Annotated in this window: 20 protein-coding genes and 1 pseudogene; 2 read left to right on the top strand and 19 right to left on the bottom strand. The window is 57.0% G+C overall.

Going from position 1 to position 22720, the window contains the following annotated elements:
• Positions 1–72: 72 nt before the first annotated feature.
• The 3 genes from WMO36_RS05970 to WMO36_RS05960 all read right to left on the bottom strand — a co-directional run bounded on the left by WMO36_RS05970 (position 73) and on the right by WMO36_RS05960 (position 2261).
• The gene (locus WMO36_RS05970) at positions 73–426 is read right to left on the bottom strand and encodes a hypothetical protein (RefSeq protein ID WP_349077150.1); all 354 of its coding nucleotides are present in this window, start codon (positions 424–426) and stop codon (positions 73–75) included.
• 6 nt (positions 427–432) lie between these two features.
• The gene (locus tag WMO36_RS05965) at positions 433–1461 is read right to left on the bottom strand and encodes a hypothetical protein (protein ID WP_349077148.1); all 1029 of its coding nucleotides are present in this window, start codon (positions 1459–1461) and stop codon (positions 433–435) included.
• A 143-nt stretch (positions 1462–1604) separates the two neighbouring features.
• Positions 1605–2261, bottom strand: coding sequence for a hypothetical protein (locus WMO36_RS05960; RefSeq protein WP_180753703.1), 657 nt, complete (start codon positions 2259–2261; stop codon positions 1605–1607).
• 97 nt (positions 2262–2358) lie between these two features.
• Between WMO36_RS05960 and WMO36_RS05955 the strand changes: the two are divergent.
• Positions 2359–2610: pseudogene (locus WMO36_RS05955) on the top strand (ABC transporter ATP-binding protein); the annotation flags it as partial.
• 90 nt (positions 2611–2700) lie between these two features.
• On the opposite strand, the gene WMO36_RS05950 reads toward WMO36_RS05955, so the two are convergent.
• A complete protein-coding gene (locus WMO36_RS05950; RefSeq protein ID WP_250779333.1) occupies positions 2701–3927 on the bottom strand; it encodes an MFS transporter in 1227 nt (408 codons plus the stop codon).
• 135 nt (positions 3928–4062) lie between these two features.
• Between WMO36_RS05950 and WMO36_RS05945 the strand changes: the two genes are divergently transcribed.
• Complete coding sequence (locus WMO36_RS05945; RefSeq protein WP_250779334.1) at positions 4063–4992, top strand: hemagglutinin; 930 nt, start codon at positions 4063–4065, stop codon at positions 4990–4992.
• A gap of 114 nt (positions 4993–5106) precedes the next feature.
• Here WMO36_RS05945 and glnA read toward each other — a convergent pair whose 3' ends face one another.
• From glnA to dusB, 15 genes are all read right to left on the bottom strand, one after another.
• Complete coding sequence (gene glnA / locus WMO36_RS05940) at positions 5107–6444, bottom strand: type I glutamate--ammonia ligase (RefSeq protein WP_099571341.1); 1338 nt, start codon at positions 6442–6444, stop codon at positions 5107–5109.
• A gap of 112 nt (positions 6445–6556) precedes the next feature.
• Positions 6557–7282 carry a bifunctional 1-(5-phosphoribosyl)-5-((5-phosphoribosylamino)methylideneamino)imidazole-4-carboxamide isomerase/phosphoribosylanthranilate isomerase PriA gene (gene priA, locus WMO36_RS05935; protein ID WP_144171342.1) on the bottom strand — a complete coding sequence of 242 codons (726 nt, stop codon included), beginning with the start codon at positions 7280–7282 and terminating at the stop codon, positions 6557–6559.
• A 126-nt stretch (positions 7283–7408) separates the two neighbouring features.
• Entirely contained in the window at positions 7409–8056 is a 648-nt protein-coding gene (hisH, locus tag WMO36_RS05930; RefSeq protein WP_349077144.1) for an imidazole glycerol phosphate synthase subunit HisH, read from the bottom strand.
• A gap of 96 nt (positions 8057–8152) precedes the next feature.
• On the bottom strand, positions 8153–8926 hold the full coding sequence (locus WMO36_RS05925) for a hypothetical protein (protein WP_349077142.1): 774 nt from the start codon (positions 8924–8926) through the stop codon (positions 8153–8155).
• Positions 8926–9525, bottom strand: coding sequence for an imidazoleglycerol-phosphate dehydratase HisB (hisB, locus tag WMO36_RS05920; RefSeq protein ID WP_003834316.1), 600 nt, complete (start codon positions 9523–9525; stop codon positions 8926–8928). The genes WMO36_RS05925 and hisB overlap by 1 nt, the downstream gene beginning before the upstream one ends.
• A 59-nt stretch (positions 9526–9584) precedes the next feature.
• Complete coding sequence (locus WMO36_RS05915; RefSeq protein WP_099571346.1) at positions 9585–10760, bottom strand: histidinol-phosphate transaminase; 1176 nt, start codon at positions 10758–10760, stop codon at positions 9585–9587.
• Positions 10757–12157 carry a histidinol dehydrogenase gene (gene hisD / locus WMO36_RS05910; RefSeq protein WP_349077139.1) on the bottom strand — a complete coding sequence of 467 codons (1401 nt, stop codon included), beginning with the start codon at positions 12155–12157 and terminating at the stop codon, positions 10757–10759. Before hisD ends, WMO36_RS05915 begins: the two co-directional genes overlap by 4 nt.
• A 106-nt stretch (positions 12158–12263) precedes the next feature.
• Entirely contained in the window at positions 12264–15854 is a 3591-nt protein-coding gene (dnaE, locus tag WMO36_RS05905; protein ID WP_065439278.1) for a DNA polymerase III subunit alpha, read from the bottom strand.
• 34 nt (positions 15855–15888) lie between these two features.
• Positions 15889–16827: an RluA family pseudouridine synthase gene (locus tag WMO36_RS05900; protein WP_004220686.1), complete on the bottom strand. Its 939-nt coding sequence runs from the start codon at positions 16825–16827 to the stop codon at positions 15889–15891.
• The gene (locus WMO36_RS05895; protein WP_004220687.1) at positions 16824–17372 is read right to left on the bottom strand and encodes a signal peptidase II; all 549 of its coding nucleotides are present in this window, start codon (positions 17370–17372) and stop codon (positions 16824–16826) included. The genes WMO36_RS05900 and WMO36_RS05895 overlap by 4 nt, the downstream gene beginning before the upstream one ends.
• A 21-nt stretch (positions 17373–17393) precedes the next feature.
• Positions 17394–19052 (bottom strand): DivIVA domain-containing protein, encoded by a 1659-nt coding sequence (locus tag WMO36_RS05890; RefSeq protein ID WP_142421512.1) that lies wholly within the window; start codon positions 19050–19052, stop codon positions 17394–17396.
• Positions 19053–19160: 108 nt separating this feature from the next.
• On the bottom strand, positions 19161–19442 hold the full coding sequence (locus WMO36_RS05885; protein ID WP_055063527.1) for a YggT family protein: 282 nt from the start codon (positions 19440–19442) through the stop codon (positions 19161–19163).
• Positions 19443–19535: 93 nt separating this feature from the next.
• The gene (locus WMO36_RS05880; protein ID WP_004220690.1) at positions 19536–20015 is read right to left on the bottom strand and encodes a cell division protein SepF; all 480 of its coding nucleotides are present in this window, start codon (positions 20013–20015) and stop codon (positions 19536–19538) included.
• A gap of 30 nt (positions 20016–20045) precedes the next feature.
• Positions 20046–21290, bottom strand: a complete 1245-nt coding sequence (ftsZ, locus tag WMO36_RS05875) for a cell division protein FtsZ (protein ID WP_349077136.1) — start codon at positions 21288–21290, stop codon at positions 20046–20048.
• Between the two features lie 177 nt (positions 21291–21467).
• On the bottom strand, positions 21468–22697 hold the full coding sequence (gene dusB / locus WMO36_RS05870; RefSeq protein ID WP_004220692.1) for a tRNA dihydrouridine synthase DusB: 1230 nt from the start codon (positions 22695–22697) through the stop codon (positions 21468–21470).
• Between the last annotated feature and the right edge of the window lie 23 nt (positions 22698–22720).

Below are 22720 nucleotides of genomic sequence, written 5' to 3'. Positions count from 1 at the left end.
GAGTTCCGGAGCATGTCCCTCGCGGTCTAGGGCTGTATCCTAATTAACAACGTCCAACAAACGGGGCGCAGTTCAGATCATGCCGGGCGTCACTTCATACGACGATATATCCTTGCCAGGCGTGGCAAGCGGTACAATCTGTTGACCAGCACGCATCGCACCGGCCAAGGTGCTCATCACACCGCCGCCAGCGTTGGCGAGCCTGTCGCATGCGGCTCCGTCCACCGTTCCCCCGACGATGGCGTTAACGTCGGCATAGGCGTTGATACGTTGTACCGCCTCGGTTTCGAGCCCCACCACATTGACAGCCTCATATCCGCCGAGCAATGTAGACGCAAACAATACCGCTGCGAACATGAGCATCGCATGACTCACTCCCGCGCCAATATTGCGTAACGCTTCGGAAAGTACCGATCGTAATCGCATAATCGTCTACTCGCAGGTGAGATTGTCAAGTCCGCTGCCGATTTCCACATTGGAGATCGAAGCGATGTCTTCGCTGTTGGCTTGCACGAGGCTCACGCCAAGTTCGCCTCCCACGATCGACACTTTCACGGGAGTGTTGCCATGGTTGTTGGATTTGGGCACGATGCAGCCGGTTGAACCGTTGATGCCGAATACCGCGCCGGCGGAAACTCGCAGCACTCGCATCCGTTCGCTCAAGGCCAGAGTGGCGTCCAATCCTGCTTTTTTGGATTCCACATCCACGGATTGGTAGCTGTCGTTCGCTTCGACTTGTTGCAGGAACCCGGCATCCGTGATTTCAGTGGCATGAGCTGGCAATGTTCCCGTAATGCCGAATATCGTCAACGAACGGTCCTGCGCGGATGCAGTGCCGTTTTTGATGGTGAGTTTCGTCAATGATCCGGGGATTTTGCCGATTGCGGCGCCACCCGTCACCATGGATCCGGCGGTTGCGCTCCACTCGTCAACGGCGACTTCGTGTGCAGGAATCCACAATGTGTCAGCCAATGACAATGATCCGTCCGACGTATTGCCGTTGTCGGCCATCAACTGCTTCCACCCGTCCGATGTGGCCCACCGATAGGCATCCGATCCGGGAACGCTGTTGTAGCCAAGTAAGCTGAGTTCATTATTCAGGGCGAGCACATCGCCGCCGGTGTCTCCGGTCTTCAAATCGCGATACAAGGGGGTTGCGGTGTTCAACGCCACTACCGTGCGATCGTTCACCTGGTAGGCACCTTTGCCTGAGGTCAGGCCGTTGCCGGACCAGTCCGCGGTGACCATGCCACTCGCATTGCCGGAAAGGTCACGGTCACTGGAGATGGTGGGCACCACAGTAACCTGCTGCGTGCCCGCGTATTCCTGTACGCTGGCGGGAGCCACAGCCTTTTCCCCCGCCGAACTGAGCAATGTCGGAGTGCGGTCAGGCAGCCACAATGCGCAGGATCCGACCGCAATACAAGCTGCCGTGACAACCGCCAGCAGAGTCCAAGTCACAGCAGTGCACTTCGAACGCTTACCGCCCGTCCTTTGTTTCATTCCGAATCGTCGCGTCATACTCACATATACCCATTCACTCACAGCCAACAAGCACCATCAGCGAACACATCACCATGATTCCCCTGGAATCACTTACCTTCTCACCACAACTGTTCCGTATCGTCGGTCGCATATCCCACGTTGTAGCCGTTCGACACAAGGCAACTGCGCACTTGCAGGTTCTGCATGTCAAACGAAGTGTTGCCATCCGTTCCGGAAAACTCCTTGTTGAACCGGCTTACGGTATAGTCCTTCGGCACGAACGAGTCTCTATGCAAACAATCGACCACGGCTTGCGCTTGATCGGCATACAGATTCGGATTGCCTACGATAATGCCGTACACATCTTGCACATCTGCAACATACTCATCGCCGCATTCCGTGGAATCATCGGAATATCGGGATTCCTGAATGGTCGTTCCCTGTTTGTGTCCAGCTTCGGCATAGAGTCCGCTCGGATATTTGATGAGTTTGATTTCCTTATATCCTTTGTCGATCATGCATTGCCGGTAATCGGACCAGGCTTTCTCATAATCCGACGTTGAAATCTCACCCGTACTCTTGACTTTGTCCAATATCGTTTTCTGCGATTCAGCGATATTACCTTGCGATTCCCGCTGTTCAATCCATTCACTCAACGACGCCGCCAACTTCTGTCCGCTGGTTGACCCCTGCTGTGCAGCTCCCGACTGCGCAGCAGAAGACGAAGCTTCAACTTCCTCACCTTTTTGTCCATCTACGATAGACGCGCAAGACATCAATGACAACGTCAAGCCAACTACGCTAATTAGAGGAATAATCCGAAATCGATGCGGCATCTGCCATCAGCCCCACACTCTGGCGCTATCAGTATGATTGCTCGCGCGTGCGGTATGCTCCAGGCCGAGCATGTTGCTAGTTGATGAGCCGACCGCCCAGTTGGATACGCGTACATCGCATTCCGTAAGCCATGTGCTCGGCAATCTGGCCGGTCAAGGCATGATCGTGCTAGTGGCAACCCATGATCCGGACACGCGGGACGCCTGCGCTCGTGTAATCGACCTAGCCGACTACGCTCCGCAAACTGACGAGCCCACTGCCCAGCCCGCCAACATCGCAGTCCACTAATCGTTTTCCGCAATCTCAACGAATTACAGATAAAACTTCTATAACTTTGCCGCTTTCAGAAACCGCTCGTTCAAACCCGACCAAATGCCATCAGGCTTGCTGTTTGGCGTAGAAATCGCGTTCTCGAGCTACGAACGGGCGCAGCAGTGTTGTGGTGCCAACCGCACACAGCAGGAAGATCGCGCCCACAGGGCCAAGCCACATCAATCCCAAATGGGTGTTGACCAGTCCGCCGACCGCGGAGCCGACCGCAATGCCGATGTTGAACGACATGGAATTGAGCGACGCAGCCAGATTCAACGATCCCGGATGCGACTGAGAGGCAACATCCATATATAGCACCTGCGAGGCGGAATTCTGCAAATACATGAACATGCCAAGCACCACCAGCAGCAACGCACCATACACCGGCACCCAATGCGTTACGATCAGCGATGCCATAAGCACGGCGTGCGCGCAGTAGATCGGACGAATATGCGTCAGCGGTTCCACTCCCCTGCCACGGTCGGCAAGCTTGCCGCCATACAGGTTGCTCCACAGGCAGGCCGCGCCGAAAATCACCAGGCCAACGCTTAAATACTGTTCGGGAACATGCACTTCGTCTCGCATGATCGGCGTCAGATACGTATAGAACACGTAAGTTGCCGCCGCGCCAAACACCACGGCAAGCACGCCCAACTGAATACGACGGTCGAAAAACAGGCGGAATTGCGGCAGAAAACCAATCTTCACAATACGGCTGTTGCGCGGCAGCACCATCACCATGAGCACAATAAGTGCCACCGTAAGCACGTTCACCAAATGGAACGCCCAACGCCAGCCGAACGTGTTCGCAACCCACGTGCCAACCGGCACACCCACCACGGATGCGATGGAGAAGCCGGAAAACACCCATGCGATGAACTTCGTGCGGTACTGTTCAGTTGTTACATCGGGCGCGTACGTCATGGCGATAGCCACCAGCGTGCCAGATACCAATGCGATGAGAATTCGCGCCACCACGAGCACGCCATAATTCGGCGCGAACGCGCACAACACGTTGCCAATAAGGAACACCCCAACCAGCGTCAGATGCGTGGCAAAACGCGGAAAACGAGCCGACAACGCCGATCCGAGCGGCGTGACCGGCGCATACACGAACGCGAACAGCGACACAAGATTGCCGACCGTCACCTCCGACACCTTCAAACCGGCCGCGATATCCGGTAGAATGCCAACGACAATGAACTCGCTCATGCCCAACATGAAACTCAGCGAGATCAGCACAATCACAGGCAGATTGAAAAACCGTTCCTTCGCCACATCACTCCTCGCCATGCTCTTCTCCTCCATGACCCCTCACGCTCCCCACGCCTTGCCAGACTCACATTTTCCTTGAATCTTCTCACGTCAATCGTTTGACGAATCAATCGTCAAACAAACGATAAGCCAAACGCGATACAATGACGCGCGATGACACGCAAAACAACCACCACAGCCAAAAACAACCGCAAACCCAAGAAAAACAACCAGCCAAGCTTCACCAAACTCCATAACGTCTGGAAAAAAGCAAACACCAAAAAGCGCATCCTCATAGTCGGCGAAACAACCGTAGCCATTATCGCCACGCTCGCGTTGATCGTTGGATTGGTGCGATTCATCGGTTGGCGTGTGCAAGTGGACGAAGCGGTCGCCTCGCAGGAACAATTGCAGACGAAATACGATTTCAATCCGGGCAACATCATTTCAGATGGTCTGTTCTTTAACGGGAACGCGCTGAGCGAGCAGCAGGTGAACGCCATCATCGAAGAGCAGGGCGCCGCATGCAACGGCGAGAAATGCTTGAAATCCATGACGTTTAGTACCGAATCGCAGCCTGCCAACGAATACTGCGAAGCATATGAGGGAGGGTCGAACGAAAGCGCCGCGGCGATCATCTACAAGTCGGGAAAGGCGTGCGATATCAGTCAAAAAGTGTTGCTTACCGTGCTGCAAAAGGAACAGCATCTGCTTACCGCCACCGATCCAAGCGACTTCCAATTCAAGTCGGCCATGGGATTAAGCTGCCCGGACGACGCGAACTGCGATCCGGAATATGCAGGTTTTTTCAAACAGGTGTATGGCGCGGCGAAACGCTACCAGTATTACGTGCATCATGAGGATCGCTACGGATACCATGCGGGCACGCTCAACTATATTCAATACAATCCGGACGCCAGCTGCGGTGGCAGCAACGTGTACATCGAAAACAAGGCGACCGCACTGCTGTACATTTACACGCCTTATCAGCCGAATACAGCCGCATTGGATGCGGGAGTCGGCGAAGGAGACGCCTGTTCGACCTACGGCAACCGCAACTTCGCAATCATCTACGATTCGATGTTCGACTCTCCTCGAAGCTAATCAGCAATTGTAGATACGTAAATACAAATTTTCAGGCATACGAAAACCCGCTGTGTGATCATTTTCGATCACTACAGCGGGTTTTGATATGCGATTTTCGATTATGGGAAACCGTTACAGCCTCGGCAAGTACTTCTTCAATTCGAACGGAGTGACCTGCTTGCGATACTCCTCCCATTCCTGACGCTTGTTGCGCAGGAAGTATTCGAACGCGTGCTCGCCGAGCACGCTGGCCACGAAGTCGGACTTCTCCATAACCTTCAACGCCTCGTCAAGAGACTCCGGCAGCGGCTGGATGCCCATGGCCTGACGTTCCGCATCGGTAAGCTCCCAGACGTCATCGCTGGTCGGCTCACCCAACTGCATCTGCTTGTCGATACCATCGAGTCCCGCGGCCAAAAGCACGGAGTATGCGAGGTACGGGTTGGCGACCGGATCGAGCGCACGGAATTCCATGCGGGCGGAATTGCCCTTGCCCGGCTTGTACTGCGGAATGCGCAGCAACGCGGAACGGTTGTTGTGTCCCCAGCAGATGTAGCTCGGAGCCTCATTGCCGCCCCACAGGCGCTTGTAGGAGTTGACGTACTGGTCGGTGACCGCGCAGATTTCAGCCGCATGGTACAGGATGCCGGCGGCGAACTGGCGTGCGGTGACGGACATGTTGAATTCCTGACCCGCCTCATAGAACGCGTTGGAGTCACCTTCGAACAGGCTCAAATGCGTGTGCATGCCTGAACCCGGAGCGTCAGAAAGCGGCTTCGGCATGAAGCTGGCATGAATGCCACGCTCCAGCGAAATCTCCTTGACGACGGTACGGAAGGTCATGATGTTGTCGGCCGTGGTGAGCGCGTCCGCATAACGCAGATCAATCTCATTCTGGCCTGGACCCGCCTCATGGTGCGAGTATTCCACCGAAATGCCCATCTGTTCGAGCATGTTGACGGTGGCACGGCGGAAGTCCATGCCAGGGCTGCGCGGCACATGGTCGAAATAGCCGCCCTCATCGATTGGGGTTGGCGTCTGGGACCAATCATCCTGCCTTTCGAACAGATAGAATTCAATTTCCGGATGCACATAGAAGGTGAAGCCCTTCTCCTTGGCTTTCGACAGAGCCTGCTTCAGCACATGACGCGGATCACCCAACGACGGCTCGCCATCAGGGGTAAGCACGTCGCAGAACATGCGTGCAGTGCCCTGCGGACCGCCGCGCCATGGAAGAATCTGGAAGGTCGACGGATCGGGTTTGACGATCATATCGTCTTCGGACACACGGGTGAGACCTTCCACCGCGGAACCATCGAATCCGAGCCCTTCCTCGAACGCAGCTTCCAATTCAGCCGGTGCGATAGCCACGGACTTCAATGTTCCCAACACATCCGTGAACCACAAACGAATGAAGCGCACGTCGCGTTCTTCGACTGTGCGCAAAGCAAACTCTTGCTGTTTATCCATAGTGCCCCATCGTTCCATGCGCATGTTACGAAAGTCGTTAACACGCGCCGCAATACGATAGGACCGTCCACGTTGCGAACGATCCTATCATCATTGGCTTGTCGAACAATGTTCAGCGTGCGACTTCAAGAGCCTCTTCCAAGGTGAAAGCGCGTGCGTACAGCGACTTGCCGAGAATGGCGGAGTCCACGCCCAAATCGGCGAGCTCCTTGATGGCACGCAGGTCATCGAGCTTGGAAATACCGCCGGACGCGGTGACCTTCGCATCGGTACGTTCCGCGACTTCACGCAGCAGGTCGATGTTCGGGCCGCTCATCATGCCGTCGCGGGCCACGTCGGTGACCACGTAACGGGAGCAGCCGACGGAATCCAGGAACGCCATGGTTTCGAACAGGTCGCCGCCTTCCTTCACCCATCCGCGTGCCGCGAGGGTGTGGCCGCGCACATCAAGGCCGACTGCCACGCGATCACCGTACTTCTTGATGACGGAAGCGGTCCAATCCGGATTCTCAAGAGCGGCCGTGCCAATGTTCACACGGGCTGCTCCTGCTTCCAAGGCCGCATCGAGCGATGCATCGTCGCGCACACCGCCGGACATTTCAATATTGACCTTGTCGCCCAGTTCCTTGACGATGGCACGCAGCTGGTCACGGTTGTTGCCCGTGCCGAATGCGGCGTCAAGATCGACCAGGTGAATCCATTCCGCACCGGACTCAGCCCACGTGCGAGCGGCCTCCAACGGCGAACCGTAGTCGGTTTCCGAACCGGATTCACCCTGACGCAGGCGAACGGCCTTGCCATCACGAACATCGACGGCGGGAAGCAATGTCAAAGACATGTCTGTACCTCTCTGTGATCAACCGATCGCCATTACATGACAATCGCAAGTATGTGCATCAAATAGGCGTGTATCAATCGTATATATGAAGTCATCGTCAAAACAGGCGATGACGGTCTCATATCATCAGAATGTCGCAATCCAATTGCGCAGCAGCTGCGAACCAGCTTCGGCGGACTTTTCAGGGTGGAACTGCGTGGCGAACAGAGGACCGCGCTCGTAGGCCGCCACAAAACGGCTACGTCCGTACGTGCACCAGGTCACGCGCTCCTCGGCGTCACCGAAATCAAGCTGGTCGCCGGACGTGTCGGCGGAAGCGGCGCCCATCGCGGCGAAGGAATGCACGAAGTAGAAACGTTCACCTTCCACACCCTTCATGAGCACGGAACCTTCCGGTGCCTCGACGGTGTCCCATCCCATGTGCGGCACCACATCGGCGTCAAGCAGTTCCACGTCTCCCTTGATCAGACCAAGGCCCGGAGTGCCGGCGCCGTGTTCCATACCACGTTCGAACATGATCTGTTCGCCCACGCACACACCGAGCACCGGTCGCCCGGCACGCAGACGATCTTTGATCACGGTGTCTCCGCCCACCGACTTGAGACCTTCCATGCATGCGCCGAAAGCGCCCACGCCGGGCGCTACCAGACCGTCGGCTTCCAAGGCCTGCCGATGGTCGGAAGTGAGGGTCACGTCAAGGTCGAGATTGGCCAGCGCACGAACCATGGAACGCACGTTGCCGAAACCATAATCGAAAACCACCACGGATGTCATGGGCGTTCTCCTTCTTGTGTCATTCGTTGTTCTATGGCGTGAGTCGTCTTGTGTCGCGTAACGCATGTTCGGCAGGATGACTCACGCTTGCCGTCGTTAACTGATGTTTGATGCACCGCGTCCGAACCGCGTATGCTCGGCGATAATGCTCATCGCTGCATCCCGATCGAGGTCGGCGGAATCGAAAATGGTCATATCCGCCTGTTCCAGCGCGTTCATATCGGTGATGCCAAGCATGAGATCTTCAACGAACGGCGCAGTGGAGGTGAATAGCACCGGCGGAGCGAAGGTTTTGCCCGCCTTGCCTTCCACGTACATCGTCGCTTCGAGCTTGTCCGCACGGTTGACGGCAAGAATCGCGGGCATGCCGGCAACGACGATCGTCATGTCTTTGACCGCCGCTTCCGGACCGTCTCCGTCGAGATTGCGCAGCACCGCGACAGCACCTTGCGCCGATCCGATGCACTGTGCGGAAATATCGGACAATTCGCAGAATGCCGCCAGCAATCGTGGCGAGGTCAGTCTGGTGATGATCACAGCCACTTTCGCACGATTGCCAAGCAGTCCCTGCAGCTCATCTTCGAATTTCAACGAATCCTCAGCCGCGTTGAGCATGTCGTCGATTCCCGAGGATTCGGAGGATTCCGCATCATCGGAAGCTTCGGAGGAATCGAGAGCTTTAGATGGCGGATTGTCCGTCCGCTCATTCTTGCTTGCCTCGGCATCCTTGAATTCCTGCTCGAAGCCGGCCATAGCCGCTTCCAATTCCTCTTCGCTGAAATGCATGCCGTTAGCGTTGGGATCGCCGAAATCGTTGGATCCGTCGAATCCTTGGAAATCGTCGAAATCGTTATTTCGATCGTCGCTCATCACAGAGCGCCCTTCGTGCTCGGAATACCATCGACACGCGGATCCGGCTCGATGGCGAAACGCAGCGCACGCGCCAAGGCCTTGAACTCGGCTTCGGCGATGTGGTGCGGATCACGACCGGAGATCACCTGCAGATGCAGGCAGATTCCGGCATGCATGGCGATGGATTCCATAACGTGACGCACGAGGGAGCCAGTGAAATGGCCGCCGATCATGCAGTATTCGAAGCCTTCCGGCTCTCCGGTGCACACGCAGTACGGGCGTCCGGAAATATCGACCACAGCCTTGGCGAGCGCCTCATCCAACGGCACGGTGGCGTCGGCAAAACGACGGATGCCACGCTTGTCACCCAACGCCTGCTTCAACGCCTCGCCGAATACGATGGCGATGTCTTCGACGGTGTGGTGCGCGTCGATGTCGGTGTCACCGGTGGCTTTGATAGTCAGGTCGATCAGTGAATGCTTGCCGAGTGCCGTCATCATATGGTTGTAGAACGGCACCGAAGTGTCGATGTCGGTTTTGCCTGTGCCGTCGAGATTCAGGCTCAGTTCGACTTTGGATTCGCTGGTTTCACGAACGATGGTTGCGGTACGCGCCATGTTGCGACTCCTTTTGAAAATGCTCGATCCTGCTTTGGTGCAGTTTTTACGTATGTATTTCAGTCCTGTTCCACAATACGCAGCACTTCGACCAATGCTTCGCGGAAACGCGCCATTTCCTCGTCGGTGCCCATGCATACGCGCATCCAGCCGTCAGGGCCGACGGTACGGATGAGCACGCCACGCTTGAGCAGTTCGTCGAAGATGCGGCTGCGATCGTCGAAATGACCGCCAAACAGGATGAAGTTGGACTGTGTTTCGGCCACTTCGAGCGGCTGTCCCTTGTAGGTTTGTTCCTTGAGCCACGCTGCGGTCTGATTGCGAATGTCACGCAGGTGTGCCACACGGCTGAGCTGCTCGTCGGTATGTTCGAATGCGGCAAGCGCGGCTGCCTGGGTGACGGCCGACAGGTGGTACGGCATGCGCACGATGCGCACGCAGTCGATGATGCCCTTGTTGGCGGCCAGATAGCCGACTCGTGCGCCTGCGAAGGCGAACGCCTTGCTCATGGTTCGGCTCACGGCGAGATTCTCATACTCGTCGATGAGTTCGAGCGCGGTGGGCGTGCCCGGATCACGGAATTCGATGTAGGCTTCGTCCACCACGACCACCGGATGCACACCCTCGGCGGCACCTTCGACTTCAGCGGTTTTGGCGGCGTCGAGCACACGCTTGAGATCGTCCATCTTCAGCGGAGTGCCGGTCGGATTGTTCGGGCTGGTGAGCACGATCATGGCCGGCTTGACGTCTTCGATCGCTTTGATGGTGGCGTCGACGTTCAGTGAGAAATCCTCGTTGCGGTGCGCAAGCTTCCACGTGGTGAACGTGTCGCGGGCATATTCCGGATACATCGAATACGTCGGATCGCAACCGAGCGCAATGCGCCCTGGACCGCCGAAAGCCTGGAACAGCTGCAGCATGATCTCGTTGGACCCGTTGGCGCCCCACAGCTGGTCGACTTCCATCTTGACGCCGGACTCGCGTTCGAGATAGTCGCAGAACGCCTGACGCAACGCGATATGCTCACGATCCGGGTAACGGTTGAGCGACGGGGCGATTTCCTTGACTCGCTGCGCGATGGTTTCGACCACTGCCGGTTCCGGCGCATACGGATTCTCGTTGACGTTGAGGCATACCGGCACGTCCAATTGCGGCGCACCGTACGGCTCCTCACCGATCAGATCGTTGCGCAGCGGAAGATATGCCGGAATGGCGTTGCTGGAAGTCTCACTCATCGAAGGCCTGCCTGCTCTTCCTGTTCCTTGATGGTTTCCTTGTTGTACGGATCGTCGATGAAACGGCTCAGCACGCTTTCACCGTGTGCCGGCAGATCTTCGGAAACGGCGAAGGCGTTCACACGAGCAGCGAGGGTCTTCAATCCCTGCTCGTCGTATTCGATGACTTCGACCGGCTTCATGAAGGTGTGCACGCCCAGACCGGAGGCGAAGCGTGCAGTGCCGGAAGTCGGCAGCACGTGGTTGGAGCCGGACATGTAGTCGCCCAGCGGCACCGGAGAGTACGGGCCACGGAAGATGGCACCGGCGTTGCGAATCTTGGCGATCACGGCATCCGGGTCGGCGGTCTGGACCTCAAGGTGTTCGGCGGCATACGCATTGGCCGCGTCAATGGACTGCTCGATGCCATCGGTGAGGATGATGCCGGACTGGCGTCCGCGTAGCGACGTGTTCACACGCTCGGAGTGCTCGGTGCGCGGCACACGGTACTTGAGGTTCTCCTGCACCTGTTCGGCAATCTCTTCGCTGTCGGTGATGAGCACGGAACCGGCGAGTTCGTCATGCTCGGCCTGACCGATCAGATCGGCGGCCAGCCAGCTCGGGTTGGCACCCTTGTCTGCGATGATGGCGATTTCGGTCGGTCCTGCCACGGCGTCGATGCCGACGATGCCGGACACCATGCGCTTGGCGGTAGCGACGAAGATGTTACCCGGACCGGTGATCTTGTCGACCGGATCGCACAGGATTTCGCCGTCCTGCGGTTCGGAACCCTTGGCGCCGTAAGCGAACATGGCCACGGCCTGAGCGCCGCCGACCGCATACACTTCGTCAACGCCGAGAATGGCGCAGGTGGCGAGAATGGTCTTGTCAGGCAGACCGTCGGCATTGTTACGGCTCGGCGGGGTTGCGATGGCGAGGGATTCCACGCCGGCGGCCTGTGCCGGGACCACGTTCATGATGACGGAGCTCGGGTAGACGGCCTTGCCACCCGGCACATACAGGCCGACACGCTGCACCGGAATCCAACGCTCGGAAACGCGCGCGCCTTCAGCCAGATCGGTGTGGAACGGCGCCGGCACCTGGGAAGCGGACACGGCGCGGGAGCGGCGCACGGATTCTTCGATGGCGGCACGCACTTCCGGATCCAACTCGTCGATGGCGGTCTTCATGGCTTCCACCGGCACGCGCAGGTTCTCCGGACGAATATGGTCGAATTTCTCCGCGAAGTCACGCAGGGCCGCAGCACCGCGGGCCTTCACATCGTCAAGGATGGGCTGCACGAGATCGGTGGCCTCGTTGGTGCCCATCTCGGCGCGAGGCATAGCCTCCAGCATTTCAGCTCGGGTCAGCTTCTTGCCACGCAGGTCAATGATTCGCATATAGTTTTCTTCGCTCATAACGCCCCATGGTAACAACGTGATGTCACGAGAACGCCCGCGCGTCTCAAGTTCAGCCGCATAGTGAGATATTCGGCTGAACTTTCGGCATCATCCCCACGACCGGTCAGCCCAAAGGCAGAGAACTGGGACCGAAAAGGATTTTGATTTCGGCGAACAGACTCGTGTCGCGGCGTACGCGGAAACGGTCGCCGAACGTCAGTACCTTGGCGTTGCCCTTATCGTCCATCAAGGCGAGCTTCACTTCGCAGGGTCCAGGATGATTTGAAAGAATCTGCCCCAACTGCTGCACATGCGATTGGTCAAGCGCGATTGGCGGCAGCATAATCGTCACCGGCTTCTCATCCTGCGCTTCCAACGTCGGCACGTTGAATTCCGTGGCACGCATGCTTACCGTCTCATCGCGTTTCTCAACCTGTCCGCGAATCTGCACCACCGTGTCGACCGCCAGTTCGGGAGCGGCGGCCTCATACACTTTGCCGAAGAACATGCACTGGATGGAGCTTTCCAAATCCTCGATGGTCACAATCGCCCAAGGATTGCCCTTCTTCGACATACGACGGTCCACGTTCGTGATCAAACCCGCCACCGTCACCTGCTGGCCGTCCGGCATATTCGCCGCGCGATCGATCAGATGCGCGATCGACATTTCACGCAACGACACCAGAATCGACTGCATACCGCTCAACGGATGGTCGGACACATACAAGCCAAGCATTTCACGTTCGAAATTCAGCTTGGTTTTCTTATCCCACTCCTCCACATCGGGCACATTCACCATGGCATCGCCCATGCCCGCATCGTCTTCGCCGGCATCTTCCAAATCGGAGAACAAATCAAACTGGCCTTCGGCCTGCTTGCGTTTCAAACCGACCACCGAATTAATCGCAGCCTCATGAATCGTAAACAAGGCACGACGGTTCGGATCGATCGAATCAAACGCACCGGCCTTAATCAACGATTCAACCAATCGACGATTCAACGCCTCCATCGGCACACGCTTGATGAAATCAGGGAAATTCACATACTTGCCATGATCGTTCTCACGTTCCTTGACAATCGCGTCAACCGCAGCCTTGCCAACGTTACGGATGGCGCCAAGACCGAAACGCACCACATCGCCGACAGCGGAATACTCGTACACCGACTCGTTCACGTCAGGAGACAACACCTGGATGCCCATGCGACGAGCCTCGCCCAAATACAACGCGGTCTTGTCTTTGTTCGTACTCGCGCCCTGCAGCAACGCGGCCATGAATTCCACCGGATAATGCGTTTTCAGATATGCAGTCCAATATGAAATCAAACCGTATGCGGCCGAATGCGCCTTGTTGAACGCATAGCCCGAGAACGGCACAAGAATATCCCACACGGCCTGCGCCGCCTCCTGGGAGTACCCATGCTCCTTCATGCCCGCGAAGAACGGCACCTTCTCCTTGGCCAGCACCTCGGGCTTCTTCTTGCCCATTGCTCGACGCAACACGTCTGCCTTGCCCAACGAATAACCCGCCAGAATACGCGCGGCCGACTGCACCTGCTCCTGATACACGATCAGACCATACGTTTCGTCAAGCACTTCCTTCAACGGCTCGGCCACTTCAGGATGAATCGGCGTGATCTTCTGCAAACCATTCTTACGCTTCGCATAATTCGTATGCGAATCCATATCCATCGGACCAGGACGATACAACGCGATCAATGCGGAAATATCGTTGAAGTTATTCGGCTTCAACGTTTTCAGCAACGAACGCATACCATCAGAATCCAACTGGAACACGCCAAGCGTGTCACCTCGCGACAACAGATCGTACGTGGCACGATCGTCCAATGGAATCTTCGTATGGTCGATACGCGTCTTGCCATTCGCCTCGATATTGTTCAACGTGTCGCGAATAACCGTCAAGTTGGAAAGACCAAGGAAGTCCATCTTGACTAAACCAAGCGTTTCACACGTATGATACTCCAACGTGGTCGTAACCGTACCATCGGTACGTTCCAGCAGCGGCGACGTATTCGAAATCGGCTCGCTACCCATGATCGTGGCGCACGCATGCACACCGGTCTGACGGATCAAGCCTTCGATACCCATCGCCTCATCCGTGACGCGCTTCACATCCGGATCGGAATCATAAAGCTCACGGAATTCGCGGGCCTCCGCATAACGCTTCGAACTCGGCTCGAAAATATCATGCAGCGGAATATCCTTGCCACCCGTCTGCGCCGGCGGCAACGCCTTGGTGATGCGCTCGCCCATGGAGAATTCGTAGCCCATGATTCGTGCGGAATCCTTCAGCGCCTGTTTGGTTTTGATGGTGCCGTAGATCACGCATTGCGCGACCTTGTCTCGCCCGTACTTGTCTCCGACATAGTCAAGCACGCGACCGCGGCCGTCCGGATCGAAATCGACGTCGATATCAGGCAGCGACACACGTTCCGGGTTAAGGAATCGTTCGAAGATCAAGCCGTGCTTGATTGGATCGAGTTCGGTGATGCCCATGGCATACGCCACCATGGCGCCTGCCGCGGAGCCACGGCCAGGCCCGACCATCACACCATGCGATTTGGCCCAGTTGATGTAGTCGGCCACCACAAGGAAGTATCCGCAGAACTGCATCTGACAGATCACACCGCATTCGTAATCGGCCTGCTTGAGCACTTCGATCGGCGGATGCCCGTCATAACGCCGTTCCAAGCCTTCCTCGACTTTTTTCAGGAACAGCGACGTCTCATCCCAACCTTCCGGGCAGTCGAATTGGGGCATGAACGCGCCATCTTCATGATCGTCGAACATGACATTGCAGCGTTCGGCGATTTCCAACGTATTGTCGCATGCTTCGGGAATGTCTTTGAACAGCTCACGCATTTCTTCGGCGGATTTCAGATAGTAGCCGGTGCCGTCAAATTTGAATCGTCCCGGCTCGTCAAGCGTGGATCCCGAATTGATGCACAGCATGGCATCCTGAGAGCCGGCGTCTTCGGCGCGCACGTAATGGGAATCGTTGGTGGCGAGCAGCGGCGCGTTCAGTTTTTTCGCAATGTCCAGCAGACCGTCGGTCACCTGTTTTTCGATTTTCAGACCGTGGTCCATGAATTCGATATAGAAATTGTCACGTCCGAAAATATCCTGCAATTCGCCTGCCGCACGTAATGCCTCGTCGAATTGGCCGAGCAGCAGTCGCGTTTGGATGATGCCTGACGGGCATCCGGAAGATGCGATAATGCCTTTCGAATATTTGGCAAGGATTTCCTTATCCATTCGGGGGTATCGCATGACACGTCCCTCGAGATTCGCGTCAGTGGACGCCTTCATCAGATTGACAAGGCCCTCATCGGTTTCCGCCCACATCGTAAGGTGGGTGATCAGGCCACCGCCGGATACGTCGTTGGGGTTGCGCCTGCGATGTTGCGGATCGATATCGGGATTCCAGTTGGTATCCCAGCTGACGCGGGTTTGATCTTGGCGTGCGGTTTCCGGCGTCACATACGCTTCAATGCCGATAATCGGTTTGACGCCTTCCTTGACCGCAGTGCTCCACATTTCGTATGCGCCATGCATGTTGCCGTGATCGGTGATGCCGACGGCCGGCATGTTGAGTTCTTTGGCGCGCTTGACCAGATCCGGAATCTTTGACGCCCCGTCAAGCAGTGAATAATGCGTGTGATTATGCAGTTGCACGAAATTTCCGGAAGTAGCCATACGTTCCAATCTACCGGTGATTGGTGACGTGCGATCACACTTCAGGCTTGTCTTGTGTGTCGTGCCTGCCGCGCATCACGTCGAGCGCATGCTGCAAATCAGCTGGATAATGCGATTTCACCGTGGTCCACACATGGGTTCGCGGATGGCGGAATTCAAGTTGCTTGGCGTGCAGCCACTGCCGTTCCAATCCCAATGCCTCACCCAACTGCGGATTGGCACCGTACATGGCGTCTCCCGCAAGCGGATGCCCGATGGACGAGAAATGCACGCGGATCTGATGGGTTCGACCGGTTTCCAGATTCACGGAAACCAGCGTCGCCTCACCGAAACGTTCCATCACATCCCAATGGGTGATGGCTTCTTTGCCGGCGGGCGTAACGCAAAAACGAAAATCGGAGACTTTGGCACGTCCGATCGGCGCTTCGATCGTGGCCTTGTTTTCCTTGAGATTGCCTTGCACGAGCGCATGATAGGTTTTGACGACTTCATGTTCGGCGAACTGCCTGCGCATTTCCACGTAGGCGAGGTCAGATTTGCACACGAGCATCAATCCGGATGTGCCCACGTCGAGGCGGGATACGATACCCTGACGTCCCGCGGCGCCGTAGGAGGTGATGTGCACTCCCCTGTCAAGCAGACTGCCGAGCACCGTCGGACCGGTCCAACCGACGGAAGCGTGAGCAGCCACACCCACTGGCTTGTCGACCACTATGACGTCATCGTCTTCGTAGACCACTGCCATATCTCGTGCGATCGGTTCAGGCTCGGTCCGTTCCTCGACAATATCGAATTCGACGGTTTCGCCTGATTGCAGAGTCGATGATTTGGAAATGTCACGACCAAGCACGCGCGCCTGTCCACTTTCGATGAGTTCCGCGGCCTTGGCTCGGGAGATACCAAGCATCTTGGCCACGGCCACATCGAATCGTTTGCCGACAAGCGCGTCGGGTGCGGGAACAAGACGGCTCATGCGTTCTGGTCTCCGGTCGTCTGTTTCGTCTGTTCTGCGGCCTGTTCGTCAAGATCCTTCTGGCTGAAGGGCTCTCCGACAAACAGCAGTACGACGGCGGCGACGCCCGCCACCATCAGGAAAATATCCGCAACATTGCCGACCGACCATCCGTAATTGAGGAAATCGACGACCTTGCCATTAAGGAAACCTTCGGCATACATCACACGATCGATGAGATTGCCCAATGCTCCTGCGAAAGCAAGAGCGAACACCACCGTCCATTTCATGGAAATGGTACGGATTGCCAGTACGGCCAACGCCACGCATGCCACGATGGCAAGCAACGAAATCAACCAGGTCATGTTGGATCCCATGCCCAAGGACGCACCCGGATTATGCACCAGCGTGAATGAGAGGATGCCCGGAATCACACGTACCGTCTGCCCGTCGGCAAGCGCCGACTGCGCCCATGCCTTGCTGATCTGGTCGAGTACCAGTGCCACAACGGCGATACACGCAAAGACGGCCACGCGGGTGCGCAGCCGTCTTTGATCATTTGTCATGATGTCAGACACAGCCTAATCTCAGTCGTCCTGGGAGTCCTGATCATAGTTGTTCGTGTCGGACACCTGGGACACGAGCTGGCCGAGGAATTCGGTAAGACGTGCACGGTATTCGGTTTCGAACTGCTTGAGGCCCTGAATGTTGCCTTCGATGACCTTGGTCTGCGCTTCGAGATTGTCGCGGACCTGCTGGGCGTAGTCGTCGGCTGCGGTACGGGTCTTCGAATCGTAGTCGAAGGCGCGCTTCTGCACTTCGGACTCGTATTCGTCGGCTTCGTTGTGCTTCGTGGAGAAGTAGGTATCACCATCCTGGGTCTTCTGAGCAAGGTAGGCGTCGCCTTCCTGAGTCTTCTGATCCAAGTAGGTATCACCCTCCTGCGTCTTCTGAGCAAGATAGGCGTCGCCTTCCTGAGTCTTCTGATCCAAGTAGGTATCACCCTCCTGCGTCTTCTGAGCAAGATAGGCGTCGCCTTCCTGAGTCTTCTGATCCAAGTAAGCATTACCTTCCTGAGTGCGCTGCGCCAGATAGTCATCGCCTTCCTGAGCACGCTTGGTCAGATAGGCGTCGCCTTCCTGAGTCTTCTGGTTCAGGTAGCCATCAGCCTTGGCACGAGTGTCAGCCGAATACTGATCGGCTTCGGAACGGGTGCCTTCGGAGTAGTTGTCGGCTTCGATGCGAGTGCGGTTGGAGTAATCGTTAGCATTGCCGATGAGCTCATCGTACCTACGCTGGGACTCGTCGGTGATTTCCTTAGCCTTGGCTTTGCCCTTGTCGACGTACTGGTCGTGCAGCTGCATAGCCAGGGTCAGCATGGCGGTGGCACGCTCCGGCTCCGTGTTGGCGCTGGCTGCGGCTCCTGCAATCTTCTGCAGGCTTCCGGTTTCGGTACTCGGTTCGACCTTGGCGACCTGCTCGCGCAGCTGGGCTTCACGCTGCTGCGATTCCTGCAGCTGCTGTGCAAGCTGCTGAATCTGCGCGGCCTGCTGCTGGGCACGCTCATCCTGCTGCTGGGACTGTGCCGCATGCTGCTGCGTGAGCTGCTGAGCTTGGGCGACCTGCTCCTGAGCCTCTTCAAGCCTTGCATTGAGCTGCTGGATCTCAGCCGCCTGCTGCTGGGCCACCACAACCTGCTGCTGTGCGGAAGCCAGCTGACGGGACAGGTCTTCGGTCTGTGCACGGAATGCGTCGCGCTCATGCTGCATGGAGGTCAGCTGTTCGCCCAGATCCGCCTGGCCTGCAGCTTCAGCCGCCTGTGCGGTGAGCTGGTCGACCTGTGCGGACAGGCGATCCACCTGACCCTTGAGCTGTTCGTTCTGAGCCGACAGAGCACGGTTGCTTTCCTCAGCCTCGGTGAGCTTGGCTGCTGCGACCTGTGCGGCCTGAGCTGCCTGGTCACCAGCGCCAGCTGCCTGCTCGGAGGCGGACTTCAATGTCGCGTTCTCCTGCTGCAGGGACTGAACCTGGGCGCTGAGCTCGGAAATCTTGGAGTTGAGCCCCGCAACATCCGGGCCGAGGGACTGAGTAGCCTGGCCGCTGGCAACCGCCTGCTTGCCAAGGGCCTCCACCGTCTCGGTTACCTGATCGAGAAAATCGTCGACTTCATCGACGTCATACCCCTCCTTGAACCTCACGGTCTGGAAGGTATGCTCTCTGATATCTTTCGGCGTCAACAGAGCCATAAATCTTACACCTCGCTTTGGGCTTGATGCCTTGCTGTTGTTGCTTTCATTGTTCGACTCTAGCACGGGACCACCGATTTTTTGCGAAAAATCGGCATTTGACATACATTAAATGAGGAAATCAATAGCAATGAGAATGAAATAAAGAACGATGAATGCCACATCGAAGTAGATGGGACCCATTGGAATAGGGCGGATATATTGGCGTAGCCAGCGCAGTGGGGGCTCCGTCAACTGGTAAACCGCGTCGATCAACGACGACACCAACCCCCGTGGACGCCATGCCGATGCCAACACAGCAACCCAATCGAGAATCATGCGAATGAACAGCACCAGAATGTAGGCATTCACCAAAAAGTGGACGATGCTACCGATCAAAGACAAAATCATGGGGCACCACCTTAGCAACAGAACATAACAAAGCCCCCATCACGGGTGACGGAGGCTTCATGCAGTCTGCTTTCGCAACGGCTTTCGTCTATATCAGTCGGCGAACAAATCATGCGACGAGTTATTCGCCTGCGGTTCCTCAACCTTGATGTTCACCTGAGCTGGGCTCAGCAGGAACACGCGCGGAGTGACACGTTCGATGGAGCCACGCACGCCAAAAACCACACCCGCGGAAAAGTCCACAATGCGATACGCCACGGCCTCGGCCACACCGGTCAGGTTCAGCACCACCGGAACGCCGTCGCGAATGGCACGTCCGACCAGCTGAGCGTCCTCATAGGATTTCGGGTGAATCGTGGTGATACGGCTCACCCTTCCGCCTTGGAACGGGTTGGCTTTGGTCTGCTCGCGCGGTGCGGACGTCGCGGCAGGAGTCGAAGCCATCGGGGTCACGGAATGGTCGGAATCGAACGAGGTTTCGCTGCTCTCAGCCTCTTCGTTGAAATCCTCGTCACCTTCGGCAACGTCGGTCATGCCCAAATAGGACATCGCGCTTTTCATAAAACCTGCCATGAACGATCCTTTCGCGTCTTCGCGTTGCTTTTAGCGCAGGAAATCCGGAATATCCAAATCGCCGGCATCGTTCGAAGACACCACTTCATGCTCGGTGGTCTGGTCGAATGACGGAACGACGGGTTCCGGAGTGGACGGAATATAAGTGGACAGCGGCTGCACCTTCGGGGCTTCCGGAGTCTGAATAAGCTGAGGCTGGAGCTGCTGCGGAACCGCCGCTGCCCTCGGGGCTGCGGACAACGCCGACAGCGGCACCGTGCTTTCCGCAGGCTCTGCCTGCTTCTGGGCTTCAGCCTGAGCCGCCTTCTTGGAGTTGGCATCAAAGCCTGCTGCGATAACGGTGACACGCACTTCGTCGCCGTAAGCGTCGTCGAGGGAAAGACCCCAGATGATCTGTGCTTCCGGATGGATGGCCTTGCCCACCAGCTGGGTGGCGGCGGCCGCTTCCTGCAACTTCAGATCGGACGGGCCGGCGATATTGATCAGCGCGCCGTGGGCACCCTCGATGCTTTCTTCCAGCAGCGGCGAGCTGATGGCGATTTCAGCTGCCTGGGTGGCGCGATCCTCGCCTCGTGCGGAACCGATGCCGAACAGTGCGGTGCCCGCGCCACGCAGAATAGCGTTGACATCGTTGAAGTCGACGTGAATGTACGAGTTCGAAGAAATCAGGTCGGTGATGCCCTGCACGCCGGCCAGCAAGGCGGTGTCGGCGGTCTTGAACGCATCGACGATGCCGATGGTGCGATCGGAAAGCTCAAGCAGTCGATCGTTCGGAATCACGATCAGCGCATCGACTTCCTTGCGCAGATTCTCAATGCCAAGTGCTGCGGAAGCCGCACGCTGGGGACCTTCAAAGCTGAACGGGCGGGTAACCACCGCAATGGTCAGGGCACCCTGCTGATGCGCGGCGCGAGCCACGATCGGGCTTGCACCGGTACCGGTGCCACCACCCTCACCGCAGGTCACGAACACCATATCGGCGCCCTTGAGCGATTCCTCGATATCGGACTGATGATCCTGAGCGGCCTTGGCACCCTTCTCCGGGTCGGCACCTGCGCCAAGCCCGCGGCTGGTGGCATCGTTCAAGGAGATCTTGACATCGGCGTCGGAACGCATCAGGTCCTTCGCGTCGGTATTGATCGCAATGAATTCAACACTTTGAAGACCCTCGGCAATCATGCGATTGACGGCATTACCGCCAGCTCCACCAACACCGACAACCTTGATATTCGTTTTGTCGTTGAAATTGTCAGTCTGGGCAATCTCGCTCACCATAGTCTCCTGTCACTCGCGTTTACGCACAACTTTATCGCAGACACGCTGCAGTACGCGCACTTTTCGCCGTGTGTAACGGCGTTTTTTCACTTTTTTATTGCTAACGTGTTCATTTCGCCTGCGATTTACCCTCTTTCGGTGCCCCCACGACGATTTAACCACATCAGCATGTCATATTCAATAGCTGGCGTCCATAGGGTCATCCCCAAACAACGCCTGACGTTCATCATGCGTTGTTTCCCGTGATTCCAACCATCCGTAAGGCAGATGCACTTTCTTTGCGAAGCGCACGCGCCCCCTTGGCTTGTCGACCACTCGCTCGGGAAAACGGATGTTGGGATCCAGCTTGCCTATTTCGGCTCTGACATCCTCAAGATTTTCACATTCCATGAACGCGCGACGGGTGGAGCCTCCAACGGGGAATCCCTTGAGATACCACGCGATATGCTTACGCAGATCATGCACGGCCATCTGCTCATCGCCATCATAGAATTCGGTCAACAGTTCCGCATGGCGTTCAACCACACGGCACACATCTCCTAACGTGGGGTCAACACGCTTGTCGCTGCCAGCGAACGCATTCTTGATATCGGCGAACAGCCATGGCCTGCCTTGGCAGCCGCGGCCAATCGCAACGCCGGCGCAACCGGTTTCGGCAACCATGGCAAGCGCATCGTTCGCACCCCAAATATCGCCGTTGCCGAACACTGGAATGTCAAGCGCTTCGACCAGCTCGCCAATCCGGCTCCAGTCGGAGTGCCCGCCGTAATATTCGGCGGTGGTACGCGCGTGCAAGGTCACCGCCTTGCAGCCTTCCTCCTGCGCGATATGGCCCGCTTCCAAGAACGTTTCATGCTCATGGTCGATGCCGACGCGGATTTTAGCCGTCACCGGCACGTTGGCAGCATCGCAGACCTTGACCACACGCTGGATGATCTCGCGAAACAGATCCGTCTTCCACGGCAAAGCCGATCCGCCGCCGCGTCGGGTCACTTTCGGCACGGGGCATCCGAAGTTCAGATCGACATGGTCGGCCATGTTTTCGTCGATGACGATTTTCGCGGCCTGTTCCACGATCGCCGGGTTCACACCGTACAGTTGCAGCGAACGGATTTTCTCGCTCGGCGCGAAATGGCACAACCGCAACGCTTTGGGATTGCGTGCGACCAACGCGCGCGCGGTGATCATTTCGGCCACGTATAGACCGTCCGGTCCGTAGCTTTCGCAAATCACGCGGAACGGCCAGTTGGTAACGCCCGCCATAGGCGAAAGCACCACCGGGGTTTCAACGTGTACCGGCCCTAAATCAACAGGCTTCATAACCGGAGGAACCGACGGCCTCACCGCGTCGGTACGCGGGTCGAGCACGTCGGATTCCTCGTAAGCAGTCACAATGCTATCTGGCATAAGAACGCTATGGTAACCAGTAT

Source organism: Bifidobacterium hominis, from assembly GCF_040095915.1.
Lineage (GTDB): Bacteria > Actinomycetota > Actinomycetes > Actinomycetales > Bifidobacteriaceae > Bifidobacterium > Bifidobacterium hominis.
Note: the sequence above shows the minus strand (reverse complement) of the source record. Positions and strands in the feature narration are given on the sequence as shown.